Raw genomic sequence first — 24954 nt, forward strand, 5'->3', positions numbered from 1 at the left:
TTATTAATATGAATAGGTTGCAAAAAGCACCATTACGTTTCTATAGTATTATATTTTTCATTGCTATACTGTCACTCGGTGGATGTACACCTACAATACAAGTTGCCACATCAGACAAGCCGATTGAAATTAATCTTAATATTAATATTGAGCATGAAATTAAAATAAAAGTTGATAAAGACATAGAACAATTATTTGATAATAAAGCTGTATTTTAATCATTATAGTTACTCGACATTAAGGTCATCGTCATATGAAAGCTATAATTCTAAAAAAAAGACTTCTTAGCTGTTGGCTACTACTCTCTTTATTTTCATCTTCAGCGCTAGCGATTACGTTGCAACAAGCTAAACAGCAAGGGCTTGTTGGTGAGGCGAATAATGGTTTAATTGCCGCGATTAAACCCAATAATAATTCGACGATTAATCATCTTATAATCTCCGTCAACAATCATCGTAAAGAGACATATCAAGCCATTAGCCAATCTCATTCACTATCACTTAACATTATAAAATTACGGGCTTATCATAAAGCCATAGAAAAAACACAATCAGGACATTTTTATCAAGACAGTCGTGGTGCATGGAAACAGAAAAAATAATATCCATACATTAAATTACTCTTAACCCTCGTTTCAAAATATTTAACTAAACGAAATAGAATGACGTGCGTATAATTTGAGATCTTATCAACAATCTGATTTCAACCACAAAATGACATTAAATCAAAAGATTAGAAATTTAAAGCCAGTAGATCTCATATTTACAATTACCGCAATTATGTGTTTAGCACCTTTCATTAGTTCCCCCATAGCCTTAATTCTAGGCTTTACGTTAGCCAGTTTAGGTTTGATCCCAACTCAATTTAATCTTGCCGCTTTAACCAAAAAACTTTTGTCATATTCCATTATTGGTTTAGGGTTTGGGATTAATTTAAACGAAGCCATTGAAGCTAGCCGCCAAGGACTTGGACTAATTATTTCTTCCATTTTCTTTACGTTATTTTTAGGCTGGATCGCAACCCACTTTTTAAAATTGGATAAAAAAACCGGCCATTTAATCGCAGCAGGTACGGCTATTTGTGGTGGCAGTGCCATTGCCGCAGTATCACCTGCGATTAATGCGCGTGATGACCAAACCTCATTAGCTTTAGCGACCGTGTTTGTACTGAATGCAGTGGCTTTATTTCTGTTTCCAGCAGTTGGGCACTTATTAGAAATGAGTCAACATGCTTTTGGTACTTGGGCGGCGATTGCCATTCATGATACATCGTCAGTGGTCGGTGCCGCAGGTTCTTATGGTGATGAAGCATTAAAAACAGCGACAACCTTGAAACTTGCTCGTGCGTTATGGATCATTCCAGTCGCGTTTGGCAGTGCATTAATGTTTAAAGGTGACAGTAAGAAAATCACTATTCCTTACTTTATTCTTTTTTACTGCTTAGCGATTTTAATTGCCCATTTTGTTCCACAATTTCACTCAACCTATATTCTTATCTTTGACGCATCAAAACGCTTATTAGTGGTGTGCTTATTCTTAATTGGCTCAGGTATCACAGTGAGTAAATTACGTAATGCCGGACACAAACCTTTATTATTAGGTGTGATCCTCTGGTTAGCGATTGGTACTGCTTCACTAACCTATATTGAGTTGTTTCTTTAACGCTTGTTGACTCTTTATCTTGTCATAAAAAAAACCTCTATTCTTCAATATTAAACATGAAGATATAGAGGTTTTTTATTTAATTTACTTTATTGTTTACAGGGTTTCTACCGTACTTTTTACAAGACAAAACTTGCAAAAATAAAGCCAAAGATAATACTGAATACCATGCTTAATAGACCGGGGATCATAAAGCTATGGTTAAAGATGTAGCTACCAATCTTTGTTGTTCCTGTGCGGTCAAAATCAATTGAAGCAATGATAGGACCGTAGTTAGGAATAAAGAAGTAACCATTAACCGCTACAAACGTTGCGATAATGACCTCAGGTGGTAGACCTAGTGTAATAGCAACAGGCACAAGCACGGCTGTTGTTGCACCTTGACTGTTAACCATCACAGATAAACCGAATAAAGCAAAAGCGAATGTCCATGGCGCAACTTCTACTAAACCAGACACCGCTTCTTTCACCATTTCACTGTGACCGGCTATAAACGTATCACCTAACCAAGCAATACCAAAGATAGCCACAATCGCACGCATACCAGCATGGAACACGGATCCTTGAGAGATCGCATTACCGTCAGGCTTACAGATCAAGATGATCAAAGCAGCAATTGCTAACATCACGATCTCGATCGTGTGTGCCATGCCCATCGCTGATCCATTAAAGTTAGGACGTAACCCTGGGAATGCACCCATAATAACGACAGCTAACGCGCCAAATAAGAATAAACCAACCGCTTTCTTTGCTTCTGGTTTAATAACAATCTCTTCTACTTTGACTTCTTGTTCCATTTCTTGACGGAAAGCAGGATCTTGCATACGACGTTGATATTCAGGGTCATCTTTTAGATCTTTACCCATTTTATTAACGACAACACACGCTAATGCTAAACCACAGAAAGTACCAGGAATTGTCACCATTAACACATCTGCTAATGTAATGCCTTGAGGTTCTAAGAAAGCCACTAATGCAACAACAGCTGCGGCAATCGGACTTGCAACAATCGCAAACTGAGAAGCAATGACGGCCATACCCAGTGGACGCTCAGGACGAATACCACTACGACGACTTACTTCTGCAATAACAGGTAATACCGAATAAGCCACATGGCCCGTACCGGCTAAGAAGGTAAACATATAAGTTACTAACGGCGCAATAAAGGTAATATGACGCGGATTTTTACGAAGAATATTTGACGCAATTTTAATTAAGTATTCGAGACCACCCGCCGCTTGCATTGCCGCCGCCGCAGCAACAACAGCCATGATCATTAACATTACATCAATCGGTGGACTGGTTGGTTGCAAACCAAAAACAAAACTTAAAATCGCAAGACCGATACCACCCATAACACCCAAACCAATACCACCGATTCGCGCACCCACTAAAATACAGACTAGTACAATCAAAAATTCTACGATAAACACATTTATACTCCCTAATAACAGCGTTTATATTACTGAGCAATATTCAGTAAAAATTCGTGCTGATAATAAAGTTTATATAGGAGTAATAATTAGCTATCAATCACACTTCATTAAAATATATATCAATAAAAGTATTAATATAAACAAATATTACTTTTATGTTTTATTTTATGGGCTCACATGTAACTCAATTGACTGTTATTTGTATGCAATTAGTTTTAAAAGTATCTACTCTACGTGAAAAATAATCATTAACGTCTATTTTCTAACAATGACTCACTTACTTTTAACCATAAAAGACCCAATAAAATAGCAAATGAACTTAAGTTACATAGCGCACTCGTCAATTCGGTTGTAATCAATGACACGATAATTAATAACAGGCTAATAGTTACGCCCACTGTTTGTCGTTTACGATCATTAATTTTAAGTAAATATGCTTTCATAATAACGATCCTTACCAAACCTTGATTGTTATTAATATGTTAGCTAATCATTGGAATTTTAAAAATACTATTTATCTCTATGAAAGAGTAAAAAAGTCTATCACTCTATTATCTTGCCAATTATTAGAGCCAATATAACAAATTCTCATTTAGCGAAGTTAACTTGTTTAAAAAAAACACATTTAACCACTAAAGCGTAATTATCATGTCAATATCTTGTCGTTTTTCGCTACAATACACCCTAAGTATAAAGACATTTATAAATAGTGATTTTTGCAGCATGAAAAGTCATGTCGGTTAATATCATATTGATAAATCATTACATATTCTTCGGAGAAAACAATGGCATCTCGTACGCTAAAGGCAGCAGTTGTCTTAGGTCTATTTGCATTATCTGGTTGTGCGTCATCTAACAGCCCTTGTGATTCAGGCTACCTATTACCATCAAAACTTGACAATGAAAATCTTCAATGTCAACAACAACAACAACAACCAGTAACAGTTGCGCCAGAAACAACAGTCACTAGCGAACCCGTTATTGATAGCGATTATATTGATAATAACAACGCCCACCTTGCTGATGAAGAGTCAATGACGAACGATCAAGCATTTGGTGATATAAACCCATCACACTTTACTATTCAAATTTTAGCCCTAAGTGAAGAGCGTAACCTACGTGGTTACCTTCAACCTATCACTGGCAATCAACCAATTTGGGTTAACTGGAAACATGCAGTAGGCCGTAACTGGTATGCGGTTATTTACGGTAATTACGCGACTCGTGCAGATGCAAAACAAGCAATTCAAGCATTACCAGCAACAGTTCAAGCGCAAGGTCCATTTGTATTAAGCTTTGCGGCTGTTAAAGCAGATAAAGAAGGTCAAGTGTACCAATTACGTTAATCGTATTGATGCATTAAGTGTAACTGCTAATCTACTGATGAAATGCAGTAACAAAAAAACCAGACACTAGGTCTGGTTTTTTTTATGCTGTTTATTAAACGTATTAATAATGTGGCATGCAATCTATTAACGATTCTTAGTCATCAATTATTGATCGTCGTTGCTCACATCAGTATTACGTTTTTTCTTAGGGATAAAGACATCGTTACCCACAGCTTGGTTTTCGTAAAAACGCTTATCAACTCTCTTCGTTGCTCTAGGTGCTTGCGTTTTTTTAGCGGTACCTGTTGCATTGGTTGTCGTTTTCTTAACAATCTTCTTCTTCGGTGCAGGTTTAAGACCTTTAAACTTACCCGTTAAGCCTTCAAGGGTTGTGAACTCAATCTTTTGTTTCAAGAATGCTTCAACCGCTTTAAAGCTCTTCCAGTCTTTAGGACCTACTAATGAAACTGCATCACCTTTATTACCCGCACGGCCAGTACGACCCACACGGTGAACATATTCTTCTGCGTGTTTTGGCATATCAAAGTTAATAACAAGCGATACGCTATCGATATCAAGACCACGTGAGGCGATATCTGTTGTCACTAGAATTTTATGACAATTACGCTCAAACTGACTCATGATGTTATTACGTTGCGTTTGGTTCAAATTACCACTTAGTGCAACCGCTTTTAGTTTACGTTCGTTCAGCTCAGCCGTTAAACGATCAGTATCAGCACGGGTTGCAGTAAAGATAATAACTTGGTTGTAATCTTCTACTTCTAACACTTTATCTAGCAATGCTTGTTTGTGATCTAAGTGATCACACAAAATAAAGCGTTGAGTAATATCGGTATGCTCTTCTGCTGAGTGACCAATTGAAATACGCTTTGGCATATCCAACATCTCAGATGCAATTGACATCACATCAACGTGATCCATGGTTGCAGAGAACATTAATGTTTGACGACGACGGTGGTTAGCCGCTTCGTTAATACGACGAAGTTGTGGTTCAAAACCCAGATCAAGCATACGGTCTGCTTCATCAAGAATAAGCATCTCTAAACCATCAAGGTGTGTACTACGGTGCTCAAGGTGATCGACAAAACGACCTGGCGTCGCAACCACAAACATTGGGTCATTACGTAATGCTTTTACTTGATCGTTAAAGTTTTCACCACCAACAATCAAGGTTGCATCGTAAGGCGTACCAGCATTAAGCGTACGTAGTTGTGCGTAAATTTGTTTCGCTAACTCACGCGTCGGCGTTAAAATTAATACACGAGGATCACGACGAGTAAATGGCTTACCACGATACATACGCTGCATCGCAGGTAATAGAAATGCTAGAGTTTTACCGGAACCCGTTTTCGACGACGCCAAAATATCTTTGCCTGCAATAGCAACAGGGACGGCCGTTTGTTGAATTTCGGTTGCTCGATCAAACGCCAAATGATTCAATTTGTTTAATAGGCGTGCGTCTAAGCCAAGATCTTTAAAATGCAAAATGATGCTCCGGTAAAAACAACTCAATTAATGAGTGTGTCCTGTCAAATATGATGAATATCACAATATTGTGAAAACATTAGCTGGAAATTATAACACAAACCAATTTTAAAAAACCTAAAATAAGTCACCCTACTAGCGTTAACATATTGATAATCGTTATTGCTATATAGACATCAAACACGTTACGCTTTAATTCATTAGAGATTATAAGGAATTGAAATGATTAAGAACAAATACCCTAAATGGTTAGCGCTGTGCTATAGCATCTTTTTTATTGCACTTGGACTCAATCCAGCTTTTCGTGCAGTCTGGATAGCAGAAGCGATCCCCCTCGTTATTGTGTTCTTATTTCTAGTGTTTAGTTACCGTTATTTTGTATTTAGTAATCTCGCCTACACCTTAATGGCTGTATGGTTGGTATTACACAATATAGGTGCCCATTACACCTTTGCAAATGTCCCTTTTGACTGGGTTAATCACCTTTTAGATTCAAATCGCAACCATTTTGATCGTTTCGCCCACTTTTCAATTGGCTTTTATGCATTTCCCATTGCTGAATTTTTAGTACGTAAAGGGCATTGCAAACCAATTATAGCGGCGCTATTTGGGTTATTTGCCATTATGGCAACAGCAGCGGCTTATGAAATTGTAGAATGGTGGTATGCAGCAAGTGCTGGTGGTGAGGCGGGTATTGAATTTTTAGGATCCCAAGGTGATATTTGGGATGCACAAAAAGATATGCTGGCTGATACGCTTGGTGCGATATTTAGCTTAGTTATTTTCTTTGTTGCTACACCGTATAATATCAACAATAAAAGACACTAACGTTATTTTCAAGCAACAAAAAAGGCGCTTAATTAGCGCCTTTTTTATTTAACCCAATCTGAAATTACTCTGCGTCAGGGTAACCATCTGGATTTGTTGACTGCCAACGCCATGTATCTTGCGTCATATCATCAAGTGTTAGTTTTGCTTCCCAATGCAATTCAGCTTTTGCTTTCGCAGGATCAGCCCAACATTCAGCAATATCACCCGCACGACGAGGTGCAATTTTATAAGGGATCTCAACACCTGAAGCAATTTCAAATGCTTTTGCCATTTGCAATACACTGTTACCGTTACCAGTACCTAGATTGTAAATGTGTAAGCCAGCTTCACGACCTTTATGTGTTAATGCTGCAAGGTGACCGTCTGCAAGATCTACCACGTGAATGTAATCACGAACACCAGTACCATCTACTGTTGGGTAGTCGTTACCAAAAACAGATAAGAACTCACGACGACCAACAGCAACTTGAGAGATAAATGGCATTAGGTTGTTAGGTATACCTTGTGGATCTTCACCCATCGTGCCTGATTTATGTGAACCTACAGGGTTAAAGTAACGCAATAATGTCACACTCATTTCAGGATAAGCATGTTGAATATCGCCCAAGCACTCTTCTACCATTAGCTTACTACGGCCATATGGGTTAGTTGCACTGGTTGGGAAATCTTCTGTGATAGGCACTGATGCAGGATCACCATAAACAGTCGCTGATGAACTAAAAATAATAGCATTCACGCCCGCTGTACGCATTGCTTCAACAAGCACTAACGTACCACTTACGTTATTATCGTAATATTCAAGTGGCTTCTCTACTGATTCACCGACCGCTTTCAGTCCTGCAAAGTGAATCACAGCGTCGATATCATTTTCAGCAAAAACACTGTCCAAAAATTTACGATCACGAATATCACCTTTATAAAAGGCAGGCATTACACCCGTTAAGCTCTCAATGCGCTTTAATACTGTTTCTTTACTGTTATACAAATTATCAACAATAATTGGGGTCATACCCGCTTCAATCATTTGTACACAAGTATGACTACCAATGTAGCCCATGCCACCAGTAACTAATACACGCATGATGTCTCCTAGTCGTTAATACGTAGTTTCAATCTAAATATTAATACATATCCGTATGGTAATAACACGATATTGTATAAAAATTCATTATATTAAAATATTATGCTATCGATTGCTGTCTTTAGCAATGTGTTGATTCACATAACATTTAATTTTGACATAATATTAACTAAAAAAACAAAGACTCATATCACAATTTTATATTTCGTTTTCAAAAAATAGTCTTAACCATTAACAATAAAACATCGTATAATTAATGCGTAATTTAATTATTTGAGTAAGCTATGAGACGGTTTTTACATTATTTTCTTTTATTATGGACACTACTTTTCATGACAACTGGTTGCGAAGTTGTCCATTGGAAAACAGAACACGATCAATCGTCTTTAAAAAAAGAAGGATTCAGTAAACACCAAATAACGCTCCATGAAGGGGGACAGTTAACCTATTGGGAGGGAGGACAAGGTCAGCCTTTACTTCTTTTACATGGTTTTGGTGGTACGGCAGTGGCTACATGGAAGGCTGAAATGGTCCAACTAAGTAAAAAATACCGTGTTATCGCACCTGATTTACTCTGGTTTGGTGAGTCTTATAGCAATAATGCTGCACAATTAGCCACTCAAACAAATGCTATGTGGCAGTTAATCGATAAATTAAAATTAAAAAAAATCGATGTTGCAGGTATTTCTTATGGTGGTTTTATTACCTATGACATGATGCTAACACCTGAACGTATCAATAAGGCTGTTATTATTGCCAGCCCTGGTCCGTTATTTAATGATCAAGATTTGACTGATTTAGTTAAACGTGCAGGCACACAATCCCCTGAAGAGTTATTTGTTCCTAATAATGGTGATGATGTTAAACGTCTTTATGACAATGTATTTATTGAGAAAAAATTTATCCCTGATTTCATCGCGAACCAAATCTATCTTGATTATTTTTCACAATGGAAATCACAACGAACACAATTAATTAAAACATTACCCAATGATAGAGATCGTATTCACCAATATGACCCTAAAAAACTACCTCAATCCCTTATTATATGGGGACAAAATGATCAAATATTCCCACTCAATAGTGGTATAAAATTAAGTCAATATATTCAATCCCCTCTTATTGTACTACCAAAAACAGCACACGGTATTACCAATGAACAGCCCAAAGTCACGGCTGATTTAATTGATAATTTTTTATCCTCCCTATAATTGCCATATGATCATGATAAAAAGAGAAGCCAAAGCTTCTCTTTTTCAATTATTGTGCTTTTTGTTGTAAATAAACAAAGATTTCGTCTTTTAATAACAGTTTTTCTTTTTTAAGTTGCTCTATATGCACCTCATCAAAACCATTAGCTGATGTCATCACATTAATTTTATCATCTAACTCATTGTGTTTTTTAAATAGACGATCAAACTGTATATCATGACCTTTTAGTGATGTTATTAAGCTTCTATATTCAGGAAACATTGTCACCTCTCTTTATTTTCAAACACTCTTTATTTATACTTAACTCGAATAATTATTCATAGATATAGATCCCATTTTTAATCATTAAAGCTAAAAAACAAGTCTTATTATATATACAAAAACAGATGCCATTAAAAATCACTTCTTACATATCATTGAGTTATAGTTAATAAAGTTCATTTTCTCTTAAAGCATAGATAACAACACCTCTTTTAAATATATTATTTTACATTAAAATAAAAAAATAATTAGACATCAATCGCAATACTGATATGCTTCACAAAAAAATACTCGATCTCTTGTATTTGTCTTAATGTTGTTATAAAGGTTTTTTTCATATCATGGCTACATTGATTAAAAGCACTCAGCTACAAGCAACAAACTTTGCCTATATTGAACTTAGTGAGAAAACATTAAAAAAACAACTTTCTTTATTATTCCCTTTCGCTGGTGCTATCTGTGCCATTATTGCCTTTACTTATTTTGTATCACAACAAGGTCATTATTTTACCGTTGTCGGTATACTCGGCATGACATTATGTTACATCTTAACCGCTTTAAATCGGACCCCATTTTCAGCAACAATTCTTTTTTGGATTTTTTTAATTGCAACTACTCTCGTATGCTCAAGTGGTTTTTATTTTACTGGCGCACGTCATATAAGTAATACCATCGGCTTAACTATTCCACTATTAAGCTTTTTTGCTTTACAAATTAGACCCGCCACTTGGTATAGTGCTATTTTTGGCTTGATTTATATTGTGCTGAGCGTATCTGAAATAACCACTAAACAGATGCAAATTTCATCCGCTCTTCAAAATATTTGTGCTTATTCTATTATCTTTGTAATGGCTTTTTTGTTATCTCGCCATCGATATGATGCTATTTTACAAGTTAAAAAAACCACGACTAATGATTTCCTTACTGGGCTATTAAATCGTGAAGGCCTATTACCTTTTTATCAAAGCGAGTCTTCTCGATGTAAGCGTTACCGCCGTGATGTTTCAATGCTATTAATAAACATTGATAAATTCAGGGATGTTAACGACCGCTTCGGCCTTGATGCTGGCGATAAAACATTAATGATGGCTGCAAAATGTCTCCGTGAAATTTGTGATGAAAATATCCATATTGCGCGTTTAAGTAGTCAAGAATTTTGTATCATTATTCCTGATGCTAATATTCAAGCCGCAGAGCAATTTGCACTTAAAATTCGTGATGAAATTAGTCAATGGATATTAGAGTTAACCTCCGGACACCAAATAAAAATCACCGTTAGTATTGGCATTACTAATATTGAATATCAAGATTTTAGATATGACTACATCAAAGCAGAAAGTGCATTGATGAGAGCAAAAAGCTGGGGAGCTAATCAAATAGCAACCTATGAATAGAGAACAATAATGAACAGAATAAAACACTATCAATGGAAATGTTTTAGTATTGAAGAACAGCCTCACTTATTGCCCGATGGTAGAGAAATACCTTTTCCGTTATTATCATTCCTATTGACAGTAATGGTGATCTAATACTTGTTCATCAATATCGCCCTGCAGTGAGCCAATGGTTATTTGAATTTCCAGCCGGTACGCTTGAAGCTAAAGAAGATATTTTTGGTTGTGCACAACGAGAATTAGCAGAAGAAACTAAATTGGCTGCCAGTCAATGGCAACCTCTAGGTCAATTATTACCCGTACCTAGCTTTTGTGATGAAATACAATATCTTTATGTTGCTCAAGGATTATCAGCAACAGATGGTGAACTTGATGATGACGAAATCATTAATGTTGTCACACTATCCGTTAGTGAAGTAGAACAAAAAATTGCAGACAATCAAATTCAAGATAATAAAACCTTAGCCGCTTTTCTAAAAGCACGCATCCTTGGTTTCATTTAAGATGACTAACATAATAAACATATTGCGCTATTAGCTAATAAATAGCGCAATATGTTTAAACTAACTCATATCTGAAAAATTACTATTCACACAAATAGATCGCGTTAAACTTCGTTTCAGTTTATAAAAGCATTTTTACGAAATGGTATATCGTGTCTTTCTTACTCGCTTTAATATTTTCTCTTTCATCGAATCTCGATAATTTTGTCATTGGTTTGAGTTATGGCGTCAAAAATGAAAGAATTCCTTTAACTGCTAATGGAATTATTGCATTTATAACCGCATTTATTACCTTTATTTCAATGTTAGGCGGTAAATTAATAACCCACCTTATTCCTAATTATGTATCGAATGAATTAGGCTCAGCGATCTTTATTTTAATGGGATCTTGGTTCATTGGAAGCGATCTTCTAAAAAAGAAAAAACAACAGCAAAAACAACGTACTGCGCTAAACTTCAAAGGTGCGGTAATGTTAGGGTTATTATTGTCTATCAATAATATCGGGGTTGGTATTTTAGGCAGTATTACGCATTTAGACATTACACTGGTCGTTACACTTACTTTTATCACCGGCATGTTTCTAACTTATGCAGGTAACCATATTGGCCATAGTGTTATTGGTAATATCGTTGGAAAATATAATGATTTAATTTCAGGTAGTTTACTTATTATTCTAGGTATTTTATCGTTATTATTTAAGTTTTAAGCTACGTTTATTCTGTATGTAAATCCACTAGAAAGCCCAGTAATATACTGGGCAACAATATGCATCATCAATTAGAAACGAATAACCATTACAATCTAATTTGCCAACGTTTAAGCGGCTCATCATGATTAATGCCTACATGCCCCCAGCGATCAACACTATCAATCACCATCACATTCACGCCTTTAGGTAATAATACTTGTTGCGATGCCGTTAATTTCTTTGTACTTAATAACCATAAGCTGTCATCTTCTGCTAATAACGCCTTCAATTTTTGCTTATCTTTCTCTGTCCATTCTAATTCTGGTGTCGTTAGCCTATCAACAACAAATAGATGGTTTCCTGAAGCAAAATCTTCAAGTTCCGTTGACAGTAATATCACAGAATCAATTCCGGCATCAATTAAGACCTGTTGCTGGCTATTAATCAATTTACGAACATCACCCATTAGCTGCTGCTGATTTTTTTCAATTTGTTGCGCTTTTTCAGGCCATAAGCGCTGTAAATCATCACTGACAATCGCGGCCATTCGGCTAAGATTTGTTGGGTTTAGCCATGAATAGATTGACATTGTGCCATCATTTAAACGCAATGCGGCAACCCCTTGTCCTCGTGGCGAAATAGCTTGTGATGCATCAATTTCAACGATCTTAATATTGCCCTGACGCGCATAAACATAAAGCGGATCTTGCGGCCAAACAGCCCCTAATGTCACTACGGCTTGGGCTTTTTTACTCTCTTCATTAGTTACCACGTCACCTTTAGAGGCAAACCAATTAGGTAATCGAGATACCCCGTAACGTTTAGGTGGTAGATATTTTGTCGTGATCCCAGTGTCATGGGTCAATTCAGATGCCAGCATATAAGTAACAGGCGTTGCCGTTAAAATATCTTCTGCCTTTACTGAATGACTATAACTACCGCCAGTAACGATAATCGCAACAGCACAAACCGATTGAATCAGTGAACGTATTGGGTGAAGCTGAAGATGACTCATGATGATTCCTTAAAAAATACAGCGACTACCCTTTACGAATAATGCGATAACAAGTGGCGATTAAAAAGAAAGTAGCAGCAACAATAATAATTGCTGCTCCTGATGGAATCGGTAATTTAAGCTCCATCGGTAGGATGGTACCCACCACACAACTGATAGTGGCTAATAAGGATGACAATAAGACAAAACTGCCCATATTTTTAGTTAGCAAACGTGCCGTTGCCCCCGGAATAAGCAACAAGGCACCGACTAATACTGCGCCCACAATTTTAACGGATGCAATGGTGACAAGCGTTATCATAATAACAAACAGATAGTCATAGAAATTCGTTTTATAACCACGAACACGGGCAATATCAGGGCTAATACAAGTTAACAATATTCGATTAAAAGTGGGTATTAATAACAATATAATCAACCCACAACTTATTGCTAATACCCACAAATCTTGATCGGTTACGGTTAGAATTGAACCAAACAATACATTTTCTAACATATGGATATTAATTTTTCGCGCCACATACATCAGTAATGCCGCACCAACCGCTAACGCCAAGGCTAAAAACACGCCAACCAGCGTGTCATAAGGTACATTGGTTCGATTACGGACAAAGTGGAGTAATAACGCAAAAATCATGCAAAAACTGAATAACCCAATAAACGGATTTTCAGGTGGCTCGCCCAACAACACCCCAAGCGCAATGCCTGTTAATGCCGCATGACCGACCGCTTCAGAGAAAAAAGCTAACCGTTTAGCGATCACTAATGTCCCTAAGCCACCTAATAACGGCCCTAATAACAGCGCAGCAACGATCGCATTAACCATGAACGCATATGAAAAGCTGTCACTTAGAAAACCCGCATCAACACCTAATTGTGCCCAATGACGTAATAATTCCATTACGCGACCTCGTGTTGATTCGCCACAATCGGCGCATGACTATAATGATTAAATAACCGTTCAATTTTTTCAGGAACCAACACTTCAGAGTGATGACCAGAATCAACAACAATACGGTTAACCACATGTACTTGCGCATCAAGGCGTCGAACGGCGGTTACATCATGATGAACGGCTAATACGGTTTTTCCTTGCGCGACAAATTCATGAATCAAGGACTCTAAATAGCGAACCCCTTGCTCATCCATGCCTGTTGTAGGCTCATCAAGCACTAATAAATCAGGATCATCCAATAACGCTTGAGCAAACAAAACCCGTTGTTGTTCGCCACCAGATAATTGCCCCATGCGACGATCAGCACGATTAGCCATGCCGACACGTTCCAATTGGCTTAATGCAAACAACTTATCTTGTTGACGTTTACGCCAAAACAAAGGAGAACGGGTTAAATTTAATAAAATAAAATCCATCACCGTTAACGGTAAACTTTGTTCAAACATCGCTTTTTGCGGCACATAACCAACAGATCCGGGTTTACCATTATTGGCAGCATCATCCCATAAAATATCAACATTGCCTTTGAACGGTGTTAAGCCCAAAATTGAACGTAATAATGATGTTTTCCCACCGCCATTTGGCCCCATCACCACATGGCATTGCCCTGCTGCAAAACGATGGTTAATGTTAGATAAAATATGATTTTCACCGTATTGCAACTCTAGGTTGGCAATCTCAATCCGAGGGCCAAAACTCATGCTTGATCCTTACTAACAGCAAATTGCATTGCGTCAACTAACGTAGTTAAATTTTGCTGCATTTCGATTTCTACTTTATTCGCTTCATATTCGCCATGCGTCATATGTGAAAAACGGTATAACTTCACCCCTGTCGCTTTTTCTATGGTGTCGACGTAACGATTAGGCATATTTAATTCATAAAACAACACATCAATACCTGATTGCTTTATTTTTTCTATTGTCTCTTGTAACTGACTCGCACTAGGTTCAACCCCGTGGGCAGGTTCAATTACCGCTGCAACATCAACACCAAATTCTTGTAATAAATAACCGTAAGCATTGTGTGTTGTCGCAACCTTCATACCCGAGGTATCTAGATCACCCAGTGTTAACATTGCTTTACGTTTCATTAATCGAAACTTTTTCGCATAATTTCGAGCATTTTTACGGTATTCAATTGCATTATCAGGATCAAGCTCTGCCAATTTATTCGCAATGGTATACACTTTTTGAATCGTGGTTGATAAACCAACAAAGGTATGAGGGTTTACCGCACCATCACCCACAGACTGCCCCATCGCAGGTAATAAAGGCACATCGTTATTGGCTTTAATCACCACCAAATCATCACGATTAGCCGCAGCAATCACTTTTAGTGCAAAATCATCATGACCAATACCATTCACAACAATCACATCCATTTGTTTTAAACGACGTAAATCATTAGGTTGTGGTAAATAGTTATGGGGATTAAAACCAGCATCAACTAACGGTAAAATATCCGCTTTATCGCCAACCACTGCTTGTACATAGCTGTAATAAGGTTGCAATGTTATGCCGATAGTTAATTTTTCCGCCGCTGCACTAGAGAAGCTGACAAATAAAGCAACAGCAGTCAGTACCGTTTGAATGACTATTTTCATAATATTTTTACTTCAACGTTAAGAAATGAATACATCGCAAGCTATACACGATAAGTAAAACAAAAAAGATTAATGAGCCAACGCTTGTTTATTACTGTCGTGATTAAACACAATTTGCGTCCAACCACTATCAATCAATTGTTGCGGTTCAAAAACAGCATTGTCGTTAATAACCAGAGGTGTCGTGTCTTGAGAAAGTGCTAACCAAATATCAGGATCCGAACTATTACTGTTCAGAACCACTGACGATGCCCCTTGATCTTCACTGCGAATACCTTGATATAGTGCGTCATTAAGGTGTTGCCACTGATGACGCCCTTTACGTTCCCAACTTTTATCTTCAATAAATGGTGCTAACCACAGCTCAGATAACTCAGCCATATTGGGCCAATGATTCTGATGATCAATATCACGACTATCTTGATGTAAATTACGGATTTCTTCATGGGCAAGACGCAATTCAGCCACCATTGCGAGTTCTTCTGAACTTAACTCAGTGATCGCTATTTGGTGAGTATCCAATGGCGGTGTTTTTGTTTTATTCTGATGATACGGTAACAACACCGTGGCAAGTAACAGAATTGAAATGATAATACCGCCAACCCACTTTCCTTCCTTTCCACCATTATTTGAAGGAACGGTTTGACGGATCATTTTTCTTTAATCTCAACAACATCAACTTCTACTGGGCTTTCATGCCCTGAATCAAACACCAAATAGAAATCAGCTTCCGGCTTAGTAAATTCAGCAATAGATCGTTTATCTGTGTTCACTTTGGCAATAAGGTTATCGTCGTAATCATACATATTAACGTTGTAATCAACCGCTTTACTGCCATCACTGTAGCTGGTTTCACATGCCACTTTGTCACTTTCAAACCAACAGCTCATTAATGGAAAATGCGCTTGAGCAGCACTTGAAAATAATCCTAACGTTAAGAGCGATAACGTGATCATCGGTAAATGATTTTTCATAACAACCTCAAACCTGCCTATATTGTGGGTAGCAGTAATAAATAATGATTAGCGGTAATAAAAAGTGCTGCTTTAATAACAGAAACAGCACCGAGGGTAATTATTTTAGCGATGCTTCAAAAGTGATATGCACGTTAACGTTAGCGGTATCAACCATTGGATCATTGGCAATATCACCACGGTAATTCGCTTTCATAATATAGCGACCCGCTGTTTCAGGCGTAAAGCTCACCTTACCGTCTTTATCACTCACCACATCAATTTGCTGCTGGTGGTTACGGTATAACGTCCCTTCACGGGTGACTTCAGCCACGACACCCGCTTGAGGCTTACCATTAAAATAAAATTGGAAGCTAACAGGCTCACCTTCAACAATATCGGCAGGGTGAGTAATCGGCAGTAACTCTAAATATTTTCCCGTAATGTCCATTGCTTTGGTACTTGGCTTACCAACAGTGACATACGTTTCAGCACGGGTATAACCCACTTGAGTGACAACGTCACGTGATTTTGGTGGTAATACAGCATCACGCTCAACTTTGTTAGCAGCGATCCATTTCACGGTGTCACGACGACCCGCTTTGTATTGAGTAAAATATACTGGCGTTTGATTTACTTGAATTTTATGAGTGCCTTGCTCTTCAAAATAGAAGTCAAAAATAGCACGACGTTTACCACGAATAGTAAAATTAGGACGCTCATTACGCCCATCAGGCATGATCACTTCCGCAGTTTCTGTACTTGCTGGCTTATCATAAATAAAGGTGCCGTGTGACGCGGTAACATCAAAAGACAACCAATCGCCACCTTCTTTTGATACGGTAAAATGTGACGGTAATATCCAACGCGGATGTGCATTCGCCGAGGCTGATACCGCTAATCCTGCAATAACCGCACATGCTAGAGAAAACGCTTTCATTTTGTTATTTTTCATAATGTTACTATTACTCAAAGTTTATAATTAAGTTGAATAGCACCGGTTTCTTCCGTCGGTGCAATAACATGGCTAAACGCGTTTTCGCCTAGCTCGATTTTTTGACGCAAATAATTACGACCACCGTGTTCACGCACAACTTCAACGTAGAAGGTATAATTGCCTTGTTCTACTCGCTGGCCTTTATCATTCAAACCATCCCATACAAAGGTATATTCACCCGCAGGACGGGTTGCAGAAGTTACCGCATCAACTAACTCACGATCATAACGGCCCACTTTTCGCCACCAGCTGCGTAAATCTTTCAACCATTCATCTTTACCCACCCACAACTGCACGGTACGTACAGGTTTTCGATCTGCATCTTCAACCCAAACCGCAACATAAGGACGGGCATACATAGTGGTATCAATAGCAGGTAGTGCAAAACTCACCTCTAGCTGCGCCGTTTCCGGTACGGGTTTTGCTATTGCACTGGCCAATGGTGTTAACAATAACGCGACCAATAATGGTTTTTTGATGATGTGAAACACGGTCATAATGAACCTTTAATAAAATCGACAATCAAATACTGGCTTATGGCACAGCAACAATATAAATCAGTAAACTCACCGCAGAACCCAGCCCCATCCATTTCAATGAAGTGCGAAAGGTTTTCTTTTTAGGGATCAATAAGCACACACCGGTTAAAACAAACATCACCATCAATAAGGCGGTAATATCAATAAACCAGCGCCAGACTTCACCACTATTACGCCCTTTATGGAGATCATTAAGCACCGCAATCACACCATAATGGGTACTCTCAATGGTTGCTTGCGCGGTTGTCATATCAATAAACACCGTGGCGTTATAACCAGGGCCTTTATAATCCAGTGAAATTTCACCTTCGACTAACTCATCACCATCAACATCGGTAAAAATATCAATTGCCGATGGCATTCCACGAACATCACCATGCTTAGCTAAATACGCAATTAATGCTGAACGGTTAGGCGTAAATGGCCCTTTCTCTGAACCCAATAATTCAACAGGAAGTGAAAGCTGTTGTTCAACGATATTCGGTGATTGACTCACAAACAGATGCGGTCGATTTAATGTGATGCCTGTGATAGCAAAAAATAACACCACCAGCATCAGTGCCATTGAAATATAAATATGTAATCGGCGCGCCCATAATTGCACGGCTTTATTTTTTAACACCATCACTAACATCATGCATAAGAGTAACTTGGATAATGATAATTTAATTGATAATCGTTCTTATTGGCATTCAATTTACATTGTTTACGTTGGTTAGAAATGCGTTACGAGAAACAAGGTGCGAGGATAATAAAGGCGATAAAAAATAAACCCCTAATAAAAAATCATTAGGGGTAATTTGTAAGATTTAACGTTGATCCATATAACCCGTCTAATGAGTACGACACTGACGGAAAAGATCTTGCTTCGGTTTATAAACAGACGTATTTACGTTCATAATACCTAACATAGAACTAAACACATTATCTTGTGAATAATCCCCTCTCTTGGCGTTGTTCGCTATATTCTCAAGACAAGTGAGATTTAAACCGCGATCTTGAGTAAAACTTTTTGAGAACCACATCATCATTGGCACTGTTGTTTGGTATTTAGGCGCTAAACTATAAGGCGTACCATGTAAATACAGCCCACCTTCGCCTAATGATTCTCCATGATCTGAAATATAGAACAATGCCGTGTTGTATTTATCACTGTAACCTTTTAACTGTTGGATCAATTGACTGATCATATAATCGGTATACAAAATAGTATTATCATAGCTATTCACTATTTGTTCTTTGGTGCAGTTTTCAATATCCGAACGCTGGCAATCTGGTTTAAAAAACGCGCGATCTTTAGGGTAACGTTTGTAATATGTTGGCCCATGGCTTCCCATAATATGTAACGTAATAAACTTATTACCCTTCATATTCGCTACTTCTTGATGAAAGTTATTCAATAACGCCATATCAAGACATGATTCGCCATCACATAAAGGATCTGTTGCACTATGGTTTAAGGTTATCTTTTGAATACGATCTCCAGCACCTTTGTCACCACCATCATTTTCTTTCCACAGTATTGAAATACCCGCACGATGCAGAATATCAATAAAGGTATCTTGATTATAAGCAATGGCTTTTTTATAGTTGCTGCGATTCATTGCAGAGAACATACACGGCACAGACACAGCGGTTGCCGTTCCACATGAAGTGACATTCTTAAACGAAATCATATTATCAGATTGAGTATACTGATTAGTGGGGCGAGCATAACCGTTGGCTTGATAATTTTGAGAACGTGCGGTTTCACCGAGAACAAACACAAATAAAGTAGGCTTACCATTAGATGTTGCCGTCGTTACCAACTTAGCATCTGTCCCAATTTTTTGATAAGGGATAGGTTTAGTAAAATAGGTTCTATCAATATACTTAATGCCTGTATACACGTAAGACGGATTAATCACGCGATTAAGATATTTATTATTACGCCCTACTGACGCATAATCTTTATAAAACAAAGCCGCAATTAAAATGATGATAAGAATGGATACGACAATTGATATTAATTTATATATTACAAACGTTTTAATAAAAGATTGTTTTTTTATCTTTACACCAATAATAAACAAACAAGGAACAACACCAATAAGAATAATAGCGATAAGGCCAGATAAGCTAAAATAGGATGCTGCTTCACCACTATTGGTCTCGAAAATGTTCTCCATCATTCCATAATCAAAAATAATCCCATAATGATATGACGCATAAGCAGTAATAGCTGAAACAAAAGTAAGCACACTAAACAAAACACGCCCAATATAAGGCCATGCTAAAAGTTGGAATATAATATTAAGAGCCGCAATAAGAAATATAGGCAGTGATATTATAAATCCCACACTCACTATCTCTAACTTTGACAGTATTTCATAAAATGTTTGCCATAATGGAATATTTAAAACAATCCCAAAATATATAGCGATACAGAAAACTAAAATATTATAATTCATTTCTTTATTGAAAACAGAAGAAGAACACTTCATTTATTTAACCTAAAATAATAGCATAGCCAAATGTCAGAGAAGACACGTTTTATACGCACAAGTATACTTATATGCTCATATGAATAGTAGCATTAAATAGCTATGCGCAAGAAGTATTTACCCGTATAGAAACTACACCAGTAAATAGCTCTATATAGTTTCATGATCAATAACCTGCACCATCTCTTTTGATAACCAGCATTCGTTATTATTATTAAAGAGTTCTAATTTCAGGTAATGATAAAGAATACATGTTATTTACTATAAACAGAAAAAAGTATCAGCCTATCTTATAAATAAGAAAAGCGAGCTCAATGGCTCGCTTTTCTACAAATAACAATCTCTTTAATCATTACAATATCTATTTAAGCACTTACATCTATTTTTCGCATCTGACTTAAATATTTAATCCAACTTTTCGCCGTAGAAGATGGTTGAATGTTATTTGCTTGCTTAGCGTGAATAATCGCTTGATCGAGATTATTCATTTTGTAATAAACCCTAACTTTCGCTAATTCTACCGCAGCCTGTTTATCTTTACGTTTAACGCGATCTAATTCAACCAAAGCTTGTTTATAATCACCTTCTTGAACTAACAATTGCGCTAACTGCCAACGGTAGTGGTTATCTTTCGCCGCAACTTTTGTCCATAGTTTGATTGCTTTATTCCATTCCCGTGCCATTTGCCAGTAATTAGCTTGTTCAATTAATAACGTCTTATCACTATTGGCATCTTTCAATGCGGCTATTTGTTCCGCTGCACGTTCTGGAATGCCACGTTGAGCATACAATTGGGCTAATACTTTAAGATCTTGCTGACTCAGTGCCACCCCTTGGTATTTAGCTAACTTTAACGTTGCTAAAGCATTAGCGGTTTTACCAGTTCGCATTTGAATACTGGCTAATTGCTGCCACCAAATTAACTTATTTGGTTCAAGTGCGATTAAACGATTCAATGTTGCCGAAGCACCTTGCCACTGTTTAAGTTGTAGCTGTGCCCCAAGTTTAATCGATAACGGTGACATCGTGTCTTTAAGACGATAACCATCATAATGCTTCATTGCCGTTAATACTTGCTGCCACTGCGATTGCTGATAATGCGCCTGAGCAATGCGTAACCACAACTCATCCCCTTTTTGTTTGGCAGGAATATTTTTGGTTAACTTATAATAATGCGGTAATGCTTGGCTATATTTAGCATCAGACAACAAAATATCCGCCAACATGCGCTCAGTCGTCCATGCTTGATCATCATGCAACAAACCACTGTTCACCGCTTTTGTTAACAGAGAAATAGCTTGTGACTGTTTCCCTTGCTGCCAATAAAATACCCCCAGCATTCGTTGCACATACGCTTTATCGTAAGCAGAACGTGGGTTCATTTCAGCTAACAGTGCAATGGCTTGAGTAAGCTTATCATTTAATTGTAAGTCATTAGCGCGTTGCACCTTGTTGGCTGTCGCTTGTGATAACTGACCACCACTTGCATAAGCATTTGATAATGGTAGTGAAGCCGACAAGGTTAACGCGATAATAAAAGCGATCTTCTTCATTATTGATTTAACCTAAATTCAAGGCGCACTGTCTGCCCTTGTTGTGCCATTGCGGTGCCATTAACAACTTGTGGTTGGTATTTCCACTTGCGTAATGCGCGGATCGCTTCTTTATCAAATAAACGATGGGGCTTGGCATCCATGATCGTAATATCGATTGGTCGACCTTGGGTATCAATGGTAAATTTAAGCACCACATAACCTTCTTTACCTTGGCGTAAAGCACGTGATGGATAACGCGGCTCTACGCGATAAAGTGGCATCGCTTGTTGAGATTTACCTAATCCGTGACCTATCGCTGCTGCACTACTGAAATCAGTAAATTTAGGCGCATTAACCGCTAAACCATGAATAGACGTATCTAAACCTAAGCTAGGAATAGACGCCATTGGCATCGCTGTTGATGTTGCCGCTTGTGATTGCGACGGTTGCGCTTCAGGTGGCGGCGTTGGCGTTTCTGGCGGTGGTGGTGCAACACGCTGACGACGCTGTGGCGCTTGTTCGTGTTCTACCATCACCATATTAAACGCTAACGGCGGTGCATTATCTTGGGGTTGATGATTACCGTTATCGACCATCCATGCCATTAGCGTAAACAGACCTAAAGCCACCGCGAGCGCCAATGGCAGTGCCATCAATATGCGCATCATTAGTTTTTCTCCGCAGCCAAGGCAATATTTTTGACTCCAGCACCTTTTGCAGCATCCATCACCTTAACGACCGTACCGTTATAAGCATGTTCATCCGCTTGAATCACTAATGCTGCATCAGGTTGTTCCGTTAACATGTGTTCTAAGGTTGCTTGAACGCGTTCAGGATCAACGACACGCTTATCAATATAAATATCATTTGCAGCAGTGATCGCGACAAAAATACCCGCATCTTTTTGGCTAACCACATGGCTTGCTTGCGGGCGATTCACTTCAACCCCAGATTCACGCACAAAAGAGCTAGTAACAATAAAGAAAATCAACATGATGAAAACGATATCTAACATCGAGGTTAAATCTATTTGTGCATCTTCACGCACTGACGAGCGACGGCTGAGTCTCATTGTTGACTCCTTAATGATTTTTCTAATTTCAATTCACGCATTTGACACGCTTTTGCCAATCGAGCATGAATAAACATCCCCGCTAGTGCTGCCACCATGCCCGCCATAGTTGGCAGTGTAGCTAGTGAGATCCCTGATGCCATCAATCGCGGTTGGCTACTGCCTTGGGTTGCCATTACATCAAACACTGAAATCATACCCGTAACCGTGCCAAGTAAACCTAACATGGGACAAATAGCGACTAACACTTTAATAAAATTAAGGTTTTTGTTTAACGCTATTTTTGCATCACTCAACCAGCCATCTCGAATTGCATGAGCATACCAAGATTGATGATCAGCACGTGCTGCCCATAATGCTATCCATTGTTGCTGTTGTTGTGGAAAGTAAAACACAAGGTAAATAACCCGTTCAAACACCAATAACCACAACACCGCAACCACAGCGGCTAACCACCATAAAATCACACCACCTTGCGCCATAAAATGCGACAGTGATAACCACCACGTTTGTAATACGCTGCTATCCATTAGGCGGCCTGTTCAGTTGTCATGCCAGAATTTTTAATACCGCTTTGGTCATTTTTCTCGGCTTGTTCCGCCACTAAGCTAATACCTTGTTTTTCAAGGATCATACGAATATTTTCAGCTTGCGAACTTAAAATGTTATGCGCCAATAGCAATGGCATTGCCGCCACTAAGCCTAGAACCGTGGTCACCAGTGCCATTGAAATCCCCCCCGCCATCACTTTTGGATCACCATTACCAAACTGAGTGATCACTTGGAAGGTTTCAATCATACCTGTTACTGTACCTAGCAACCCTAACATCGGCGCTAACGCAGCAAACAGTTTCAGCATTGACAGGCCTTTTTCTAGCCCTTGTTGTTCATCAACAATCGCTTCTAATAAACGTAATTCTAACGCTTCAACGCTACGGCTTTGTTCTTTGTTATAAACAGCTAAAATATGACCTAATGGATTATTACCCGGCTTAGAAGGTTGTTTTAATTGTGCTTTAATTTGTTGACGAATAATGGCTAATTTCACACCACGGAAAATCGCAATACCTGCACCAATAGCCAGTAGCAATAGAATGATTTTACCAACCGCGCCACCTGCTTGTAGACGATCCATTAATGTCGGTGCTTGGGCTAATTGCTCTAGCATCACCCCACGTGAAGGATCGACCACCAGCATGTCATTGCCCGTAGAGATTAATTGATCATAATCATCCAATGTCGGTGCATGTTCAGGTTGCTGTAAATACGCCATTGCTACATGTTGGCTGCCATCCCAACGTAAATAACCATTGTCGCCAACTAAGCCAATACTGCCTAAACGCAATGCCTGAATATCACTTTGTTCACCATCACCGTTAATATATGGCACGGTGACTTTCGCAATTTGCCCGCTCGCAACGATCTGATCAGTCATTGCTTGCCATAAACCGTGCAATTGCACCATTGATGGCAAGACTTTCGCCGCTACAATCTCATTCACAACGGCGTTATCTTGGCTGTTATCAATCGCGGTTACAGCATGTTGTTGTTCAGCTTGTACTTCTTTGGCGGTTTGACGTACAACACCAAATAACTCACCTAAGCTGCCGCTTTCTAACCGTAACTGTTGTTCTAACGTCGCTAAACGTTGTTCATTAGCACTAAAAGTTGTACTTAATACTTCTGTGGCAGCCTTTAATTTATTACGTTCAGCTAATAACGCATTGTATTGCGCTTTAATATTATGATGAGTGCTATTAAAACCCGCTTCACGTTGAACATTATGCTGAGCCTGCTGGCTATGCTCTTGCTGTGCTTGTTTTACTACCGATTCGGCATTAACGGTCAATGGCAAACTTGCGATACATAATGCGGCAACTAACGTTTTTAATTTCAT

28 protein-coding genes and 1 pseudogene are annotated in these 24954 nt (G+C 38.3%); 9 read left to right on the forward strand and 20 right to left on the reverse strand.

All coding sequences use genetic code 11. The features are described 5' to 3' along the window. Positions 1 to 8: 8 nt before the first annotated feature. The 3 genes from GLP24_RS00075 to GLP24_RS00085 all read left to right on the forward strand — a co-directional run bounded on the left by GLP24_RS00075 (position 9) and on the right by GLP24_RS00085 (position 1661). Entirely contained in the window at positions 9 to 218 is a 210-nt protein-coding gene (locus GLP24_RS00075; protein WP_232615321.1) for a YnbE family lipoprotein, read from the forward strand. A gap of 35 nt (positions 219 to 253) precedes the next feature. Continuing rightward, on the forward strand, positions 254 to 601 hold the full coding sequence (locus GLP24_RS00080; RefSeq protein ID WP_221943355.1) for a YdbL family protein: 348 nt from the start codon (positions 254 to 256) through the stop codon (positions 599 to 601). A gap of 112 nt (positions 602 to 713) precedes the next feature. Beyond that, a complete protein-coding gene (locus tag GLP24_RS00085) occupies positions 714 to 1661 on the forward strand; it encodes a YeiH family protein (protein WP_101769165.1) in 948 nt (315 codons plus the stop codon). Positions 1662 to 1780: 119 nt separating this feature from the next. Here the strand turns inward: GLP24_RS00085 and GLP24_RS00090 are convergent, their stop codons facing one another. Both GLP24_RS00090 and GLP24_RS00095 read right to left on the reverse strand, forming a co-directional pair. After that, on the reverse strand, positions 1781 to 3094 hold the full coding sequence (locus GLP24_RS00090; RefSeq protein ID WP_152653674.1) for an anaerobic C4-dicarboxylate transporter family protein: 1314 nt from the start codon (positions 3092 to 3094) through the stop codon (positions 1781 to 1783). 251 nt (positions 3095 to 3345) lie between these two features. Beyond that, positions 3346 to 3540: a hypothetical protein gene (locus GLP24_RS00095; RefSeq protein WP_101769163.1), complete on the reverse strand. Its 195-nt coding sequence runs from the start codon at positions 3538 to 3540 to the stop codon at positions 3346 to 3348. A gap of 342 nt (positions 3541 to 3882) precedes the next feature. Here GLP24_RS00095 and GLP24_RS00100 point away from each other — a divergent pair, with 342 nt between their 5' ends. After that, positions 3883 to 4443, forward strand: a complete 561-nt coding sequence (locus tag GLP24_RS00100; protein ID WP_232599647.1) for an SPOR domain-containing protein — start codon at positions 3883 to 3885, stop codon at positions 4441 to 4443. 147 nt (positions 4444 to 4590) lie between these two features. On the opposite strand, the gene GLP24_RS00105 is transcribed toward GLP24_RS00100, so the two are convergent. Further along, positions 4591 to 5931 carry a DEAD/DEAH box helicase gene (locus GLP24_RS00105; RefSeq protein WP_232576357.1) on the reverse strand — a complete coding sequence of 447 codons (1341 nt, stop codon included), beginning with the start codon at positions 5929 to 5931 and terminating at the stop codon, positions 4591 to 4593. Positions 5932 to 6153: 222 nt separating this feature from the next. Between GLP24_RS00105 and GLP24_RS00110 the strand changes: the two genes are divergently transcribed. After that, entirely contained in the window at positions 6154 to 6759 is a 606-nt protein-coding gene (locus GLP24_RS00110; RefSeq protein ID WP_101769160.1) for a DUF2238 domain-containing protein, read from the forward strand. A gap of 64 nt (positions 6760 to 6823) precedes the next feature. Here GLP24_RS00110 and galE read toward each other — a convergent pair whose 3' ends face one another. Continuing rightward, positions 6824 to 7843, reverse strand: a complete 1020-nt coding sequence (galE, locus tag GLP24_RS00115; protein ID WP_101769159.1) for a UDP-glucose 4-epimerase GalE — start codon at positions 7841 to 7843, stop codon at positions 6824 to 6826. A gap of 332 nt (positions 7844 to 8175) precedes the next feature. Between galE and GLP24_RS00120 the strand changes: the two genes are divergently transcribed. Next, a complete protein-coding gene (locus GLP24_RS00120; protein ID WP_227990408.1) occupies positions 8176 to 9054 on the forward strand; it encodes an alpha/beta fold hydrolase in 879 nt (292 codons plus the stop codon). A gap of 49 nt (positions 9055 to 9103) precedes the next feature. Here GLP24_RS00120 and GLP24_RS00125 read toward each other — a convergent pair whose 3' ends face one another. Continuing rightward, positions 9104 to 9316 carry a YdcH family protein gene (locus GLP24_RS00125; protein WP_101769157.1) on the reverse strand — a complete coding sequence of 71 codons (213 nt, stop codon included), beginning with the start codon at positions 9314 to 9316 and terminating at the stop codon, positions 9104 to 9106. Between the two features lie 341 nt (positions 9317 to 9657). On the opposite strand from GLP24_RS00125, the gene GLP24_RS00130 reads away from it, so the two are divergent. From GLP24_RS00130 to GLP24_RS00140, 3 genes and pseudogenes are all read left to right on the forward strand, one after another. Further along, on the forward strand, positions 9658 to 10710 hold the full coding sequence (locus tag GLP24_RS00130) for a GGDEF domain-containing protein (RefSeq protein ID WP_101769156.1): 1053 nt from the start codon (positions 9658 to 9660) through the stop codon (positions 10708 to 10710). A 9-nt stretch (positions 10711 to 10719) separates the two neighbouring features. Next, positions 10720 to 11213, forward strand: a pseudogene (locus tag GLP24_RS00135) (NUDIX hydrolase). A gap of 152 nt (positions 11214 to 11365) precedes the next feature. After that, the gene (locus GLP24_RS00140; protein WP_232579133.1) at positions 11366 to 11920 is read left to right on the forward strand and encodes a manganese efflux pump MntP; all 555 of its coding nucleotides are present in this window, start codon (positions 11366 to 11368) and stop codon (positions 11918 to 11920) included. Between the two features lie 88 nt (positions 11921 to 12008). Here the strand turns inward: GLP24_RS00140 and GLP24_RS00145 are convergent, their stop codons facing one another. From GLP24_RS00145 to GLP24_RS00215, 15 genes are all read right to left on the reverse strand, one after another. Further along, positions 12009 to 12917: a metal ABC transporter substrate-binding protein gene (locus tag GLP24_RS00145; protein ID WP_232615322.1), complete on the reverse strand. Its 909-nt coding sequence runs from the start codon at positions 12915 to 12917 to the stop codon at positions 12009 to 12011. Positions 12918 to 12942: 25 nt separating this feature from the next. Continuing rightward, complete coding sequence (locus GLP24_RS00150) at positions 12943 to 13818, reverse strand: metal ABC transporter permease (RefSeq protein ID WP_101769152.1); 876 nt, start codon at positions 13816 to 13818, stop codon at positions 12943 to 12945. After that, the gene (locus GLP24_RS00155) at positions 13818 to 14573 is read right to left on the reverse strand and encodes a metal ABC transporter ATP-binding protein (protein WP_045037752.1); all 756 of its coding nucleotides are present in this window, start codon (positions 14571 to 14573) and stop codon (positions 13818 to 13820) included. Before GLP24_RS00155 ends, GLP24_RS00150 begins: the two co-directional genes overlap by 1 nt. After that, positions 14570 to 15478: a metal ABC transporter solute-binding protein, Zn/Mn family gene (locus GLP24_RS00160; protein WP_232599230.1), complete on the reverse strand. Its 909-nt coding sequence runs from the start codon at positions 15476 to 15478 to the stop codon at positions 14570 to 14572. Before GLP24_RS00160 ends, GLP24_RS00155 begins: the two co-directional genes overlap by 4 nt. Before the next feature lie 69 nt (positions 15479 to 15547). Then, positions 15548 to 16132, reverse strand: a complete 585-nt coding sequence (locus GLP24_RS00165) for a DUF6162 family protein (protein ID WP_232615323.1) — start codon at positions 16130 to 16132, stop codon at positions 15548 to 15550. Then, on the reverse strand, positions 16129 to 16452 hold the full coding sequence (locus tag GLP24_RS00170) for a hypothetical protein (protein ID WP_045037749.1): 324 nt from the start codon (positions 16450 to 16452) through the stop codon (positions 16129 to 16131). Before GLP24_RS00170 ends, GLP24_RS00165 begins: the two co-directional genes overlap by 4 nt. Positions 16453 to 16552: 100 nt before the next feature. Continuing rightward, entirely contained in the window at positions 16553 to 17389 is an 837-nt protein-coding gene (locus GLP24_RS00175) for a DUF4198 domain-containing protein (RefSeq protein WP_232576376.1), read from the reverse strand. 11 nt (positions 17390 to 17400) lie between these two features. After that, positions 17401 to 17925, reverse strand: a complete 525-nt coding sequence (locus GLP24_RS00180) for a DUF2271 domain-containing protein (RefSeq protein ID WP_045037747.1) — start codon at positions 17923 to 17925, stop codon at positions 17401 to 17403. A 37-nt stretch (positions 17926 to 17962) separates the two neighbouring features. Further along, entirely contained in the window at positions 17963 to 18592 is a 630-nt protein-coding gene (locus GLP24_RS00185) for a PepSY-associated TM helix domain-containing protein (RefSeq protein ID WP_232576367.1), read from the reverse strand. Positions 18593 to 18800: 208 nt separating this feature from the next. Next, positions 18801 to 20450, reverse strand: coding sequence for a phosphoethanolamine transferase (locus tag GLP24_RS00190; RefSeq protein WP_232567605.1), 1650 nt, complete (start codon positions 20448 to 20450; stop codon positions 18801 to 18803). A 365-nt stretch (positions 20451 to 20815) separates the two neighbouring features. Further along, positions 20816 to 22003, reverse strand: a complete 1188-nt coding sequence (locus tag GLP24_RS00195; protein ID WP_232615324.1) for a hypothetical protein — start codon at positions 22001 to 22003, stop codon at positions 20816 to 20818. Next, positions 22003 to 22653 (reverse strand): energy transducer TonB, encoded by a 651-nt coding sequence (locus GLP24_RS00200; RefSeq protein ID WP_232615325.1) that lies wholly within the window; start codon positions 22651 to 22653, stop codon positions 22003 to 22005. The genes GLP24_RS00195 and GLP24_RS00200 overlap by 1 nt, the downstream gene beginning before the upstream one ends. Beyond that, a complete protein-coding gene (locus GLP24_RS00205) occupies positions 22653 to 23057 on the reverse strand; it encodes an ExbD/TolR family protein (RefSeq protein ID WP_045031104.1) in 405 nt (134 codons plus the stop codon). Before GLP24_RS00205 ends, GLP24_RS00200 begins: the two co-directional genes overlap by 1 nt. Continuing rightward, a complete protein-coding gene (locus GLP24_RS00210; RefSeq protein WP_045037744.1) occupies positions 23054 to 23587 on the reverse strand; it encodes a MotA/TolQ/ExbB proton channel family protein in 534 nt (177 codons plus the stop codon). The genes GLP24_RS00205 and GLP24_RS00210 overlap by 4 nt, the downstream gene beginning before the upstream one ends. Then, positions 23587 to 24954, reverse strand: a complete 1368-nt coding sequence (locus GLP24_RS00215; RefSeq protein WP_232615326.1) for a MotA/TolQ/ExbB proton channel family protein — start codon at positions 24952 to 24954, stop codon at positions 23587 to 23589. Before GLP24_RS00215 ends, GLP24_RS00210 begins: the two co-directional genes overlap by 1 nt.

Source organism: Photobacterium carnosum, from assembly GCF_021236965.1.
In the GTDB taxonomy this organism is placed as follows: Bacteria; Pseudomonadota; Gammaproteobacteria; order Enterobacterales; family Vibrionaceae; genus Photobacterium; species Photobacterium carnosum.

Coding starts and splice junctions, on each gene's coding strand:
- GLP24_RS00075 (WP_232615321.1), top strand. CDS start 9: ATGAATAGGTTGCAAAAAGCACCATTACGTTTCTATAGTATTATATTT.
- GLP24_RS00080 (WP_221943355.1), top strand. CDS start 254: ATGAAAGCTATAATTCTAAAAAAAAGACTTCTTAGCTGTTGGCTACTA.
- GLP24_RS00085 (WP_101769165.1), top strand. CDS start 714: ATGACATTAAATCAAAAGATTAGAAATTTAAAGCCAGTAGATCTCATA.
- GLP24_RS00095 (WP_101769163.1), bottom strand. CDS start 3,540: ATGAAAGCATATTTACTTAAAATTAATGATCGTAAACGACAAACAGTG.
- GLP24_RS00100 (WP_232599647.1), top strand. CDS start 3,883: ATGGCATCTCGTACGCTAAAGGCAGCAGTTGTCTTAGGTCTATTTGCA.
- GLP24_RS00110 (WP_101769160.1), top strand. CDS start 6,154: ATGATTAAGAACAAATACCCTAAATGGTTAGCGCTGTGCTATAGCATC.
- galE (WP_101769159.1), bottom strand. CDS start 7,843: ATGCGTGTATTAGTTACTGGTGGCATGGGCTACATTGGTAGTCATACT.
- GLP24_RS00120 (WP_227990408.1), top strand. CDS start 8,176: ATGACAACTGGTTGCGAAGTTGTCCATTGGAAAACAGAACACGATCAA.
- GLP24_RS00125 (WP_101769157.1), bottom strand. CDS start 9,316: ATGTTTCCTGAATATAGAAGCTTAATAACATCACTAAAAGGTCATGAT.
- GLP24_RS00130 (WP_101769156.1), top strand. CDS start 9,658: ATGGCTACATTGATTAAAAGCACTCAGCTACAAGCAACAAACTTTGCC.
- GLP24_RS00145 (WP_232615322.1), bottom strand. CDS start 12,917: ATGAGTCATCTTCAGCTTCACCCAATACGTTCACTGATTCAATCGGTT.
- GLP24_RS00150 (WP_101769152.1), bottom strand. CDS start 13,818: ATGGAATTATTACGTCATTGGGCACAATTAGGTGTTGATGCGGGTTTT.
- GLP24_RS00155 (WP_045037752.1), bottom strand. CDS start 14,573: ATGAGTTTTGGCCCTCGGATTGAGATTGCCAACCTAGAGTTGCAATAC.
- GLP24_RS00160 (WP_232599230.1), bottom strand. CDS start 15,478: ATGAAAATAGTCATTCAAACGGTACTGACTGCTGTTGCTTTATTTGTC.
- GLP24_RS00165 (WP_232615323.1), bottom strand. CDS start 16,132: ATGATCCGTCAAACCGTTCCTTCAAATAATGGTGGAAAGGAAGGAAAG.
- GLP24_RS00170 (WP_045037749.1), bottom strand. CDS start 16,452: ATGAAAAATCATTTACCGATGATCACGTTATCGCTCTTAACGTTAGGA.
- GLP24_RS00180 (WP_045037747.1), bottom strand. CDS start 17,925: ATGACCGTGTTTCACATCATCAAAAAACCATTATTGGTCGCGTTATTG.
- GLP24_RS00185 (WP_232576367.1), bottom strand. CDS start 18,592: ATGGTGTTAAAAAATAAAGCCGTGCAATTATGGGCGCGCCGATTACAT.
- GLP24_RS00190 (WP_232567605.1), bottom strand. CDS start 20,450: ATGAAGTGTTCTTCTTCTGTTTTCAATAAAGAAATGAATTATAATATT.
- GLP24_RS00195 (WP_232615324.1), bottom strand. CDS start 22,003: ATGAAGAAGATCGCTTTTATTATCGCGTTAACCTTGTCGGCTTCACTA.
- GLP24_RS00200 (WP_232615325.1), bottom strand. CDS start 22,653: ATGATGCGCATATTGATGGCACTGCCATTGGCGCTCGCGGTGGCTTTA.
- GLP24_RS00205 (WP_045031104.1), bottom strand. CDS start 23,057: ATGAGACTCAGCCGTCGCTCGTCAGTGCGTGAAGATGCACAAATAGAT.
- GLP24_RS00210 (WP_045037744.1), bottom strand. CDS start 23,587: ATGGATAGCAGCGTATTACAAACGTGGTGGTTATCACTGTCGCATTTT.
- GLP24_RS00215 (WP_232615326.1), bottom strand. CDS start 24,954: ATGAAATTAAAAACGTTAGTTGCCGCATTATGTATCGCAAGTTTGCCA.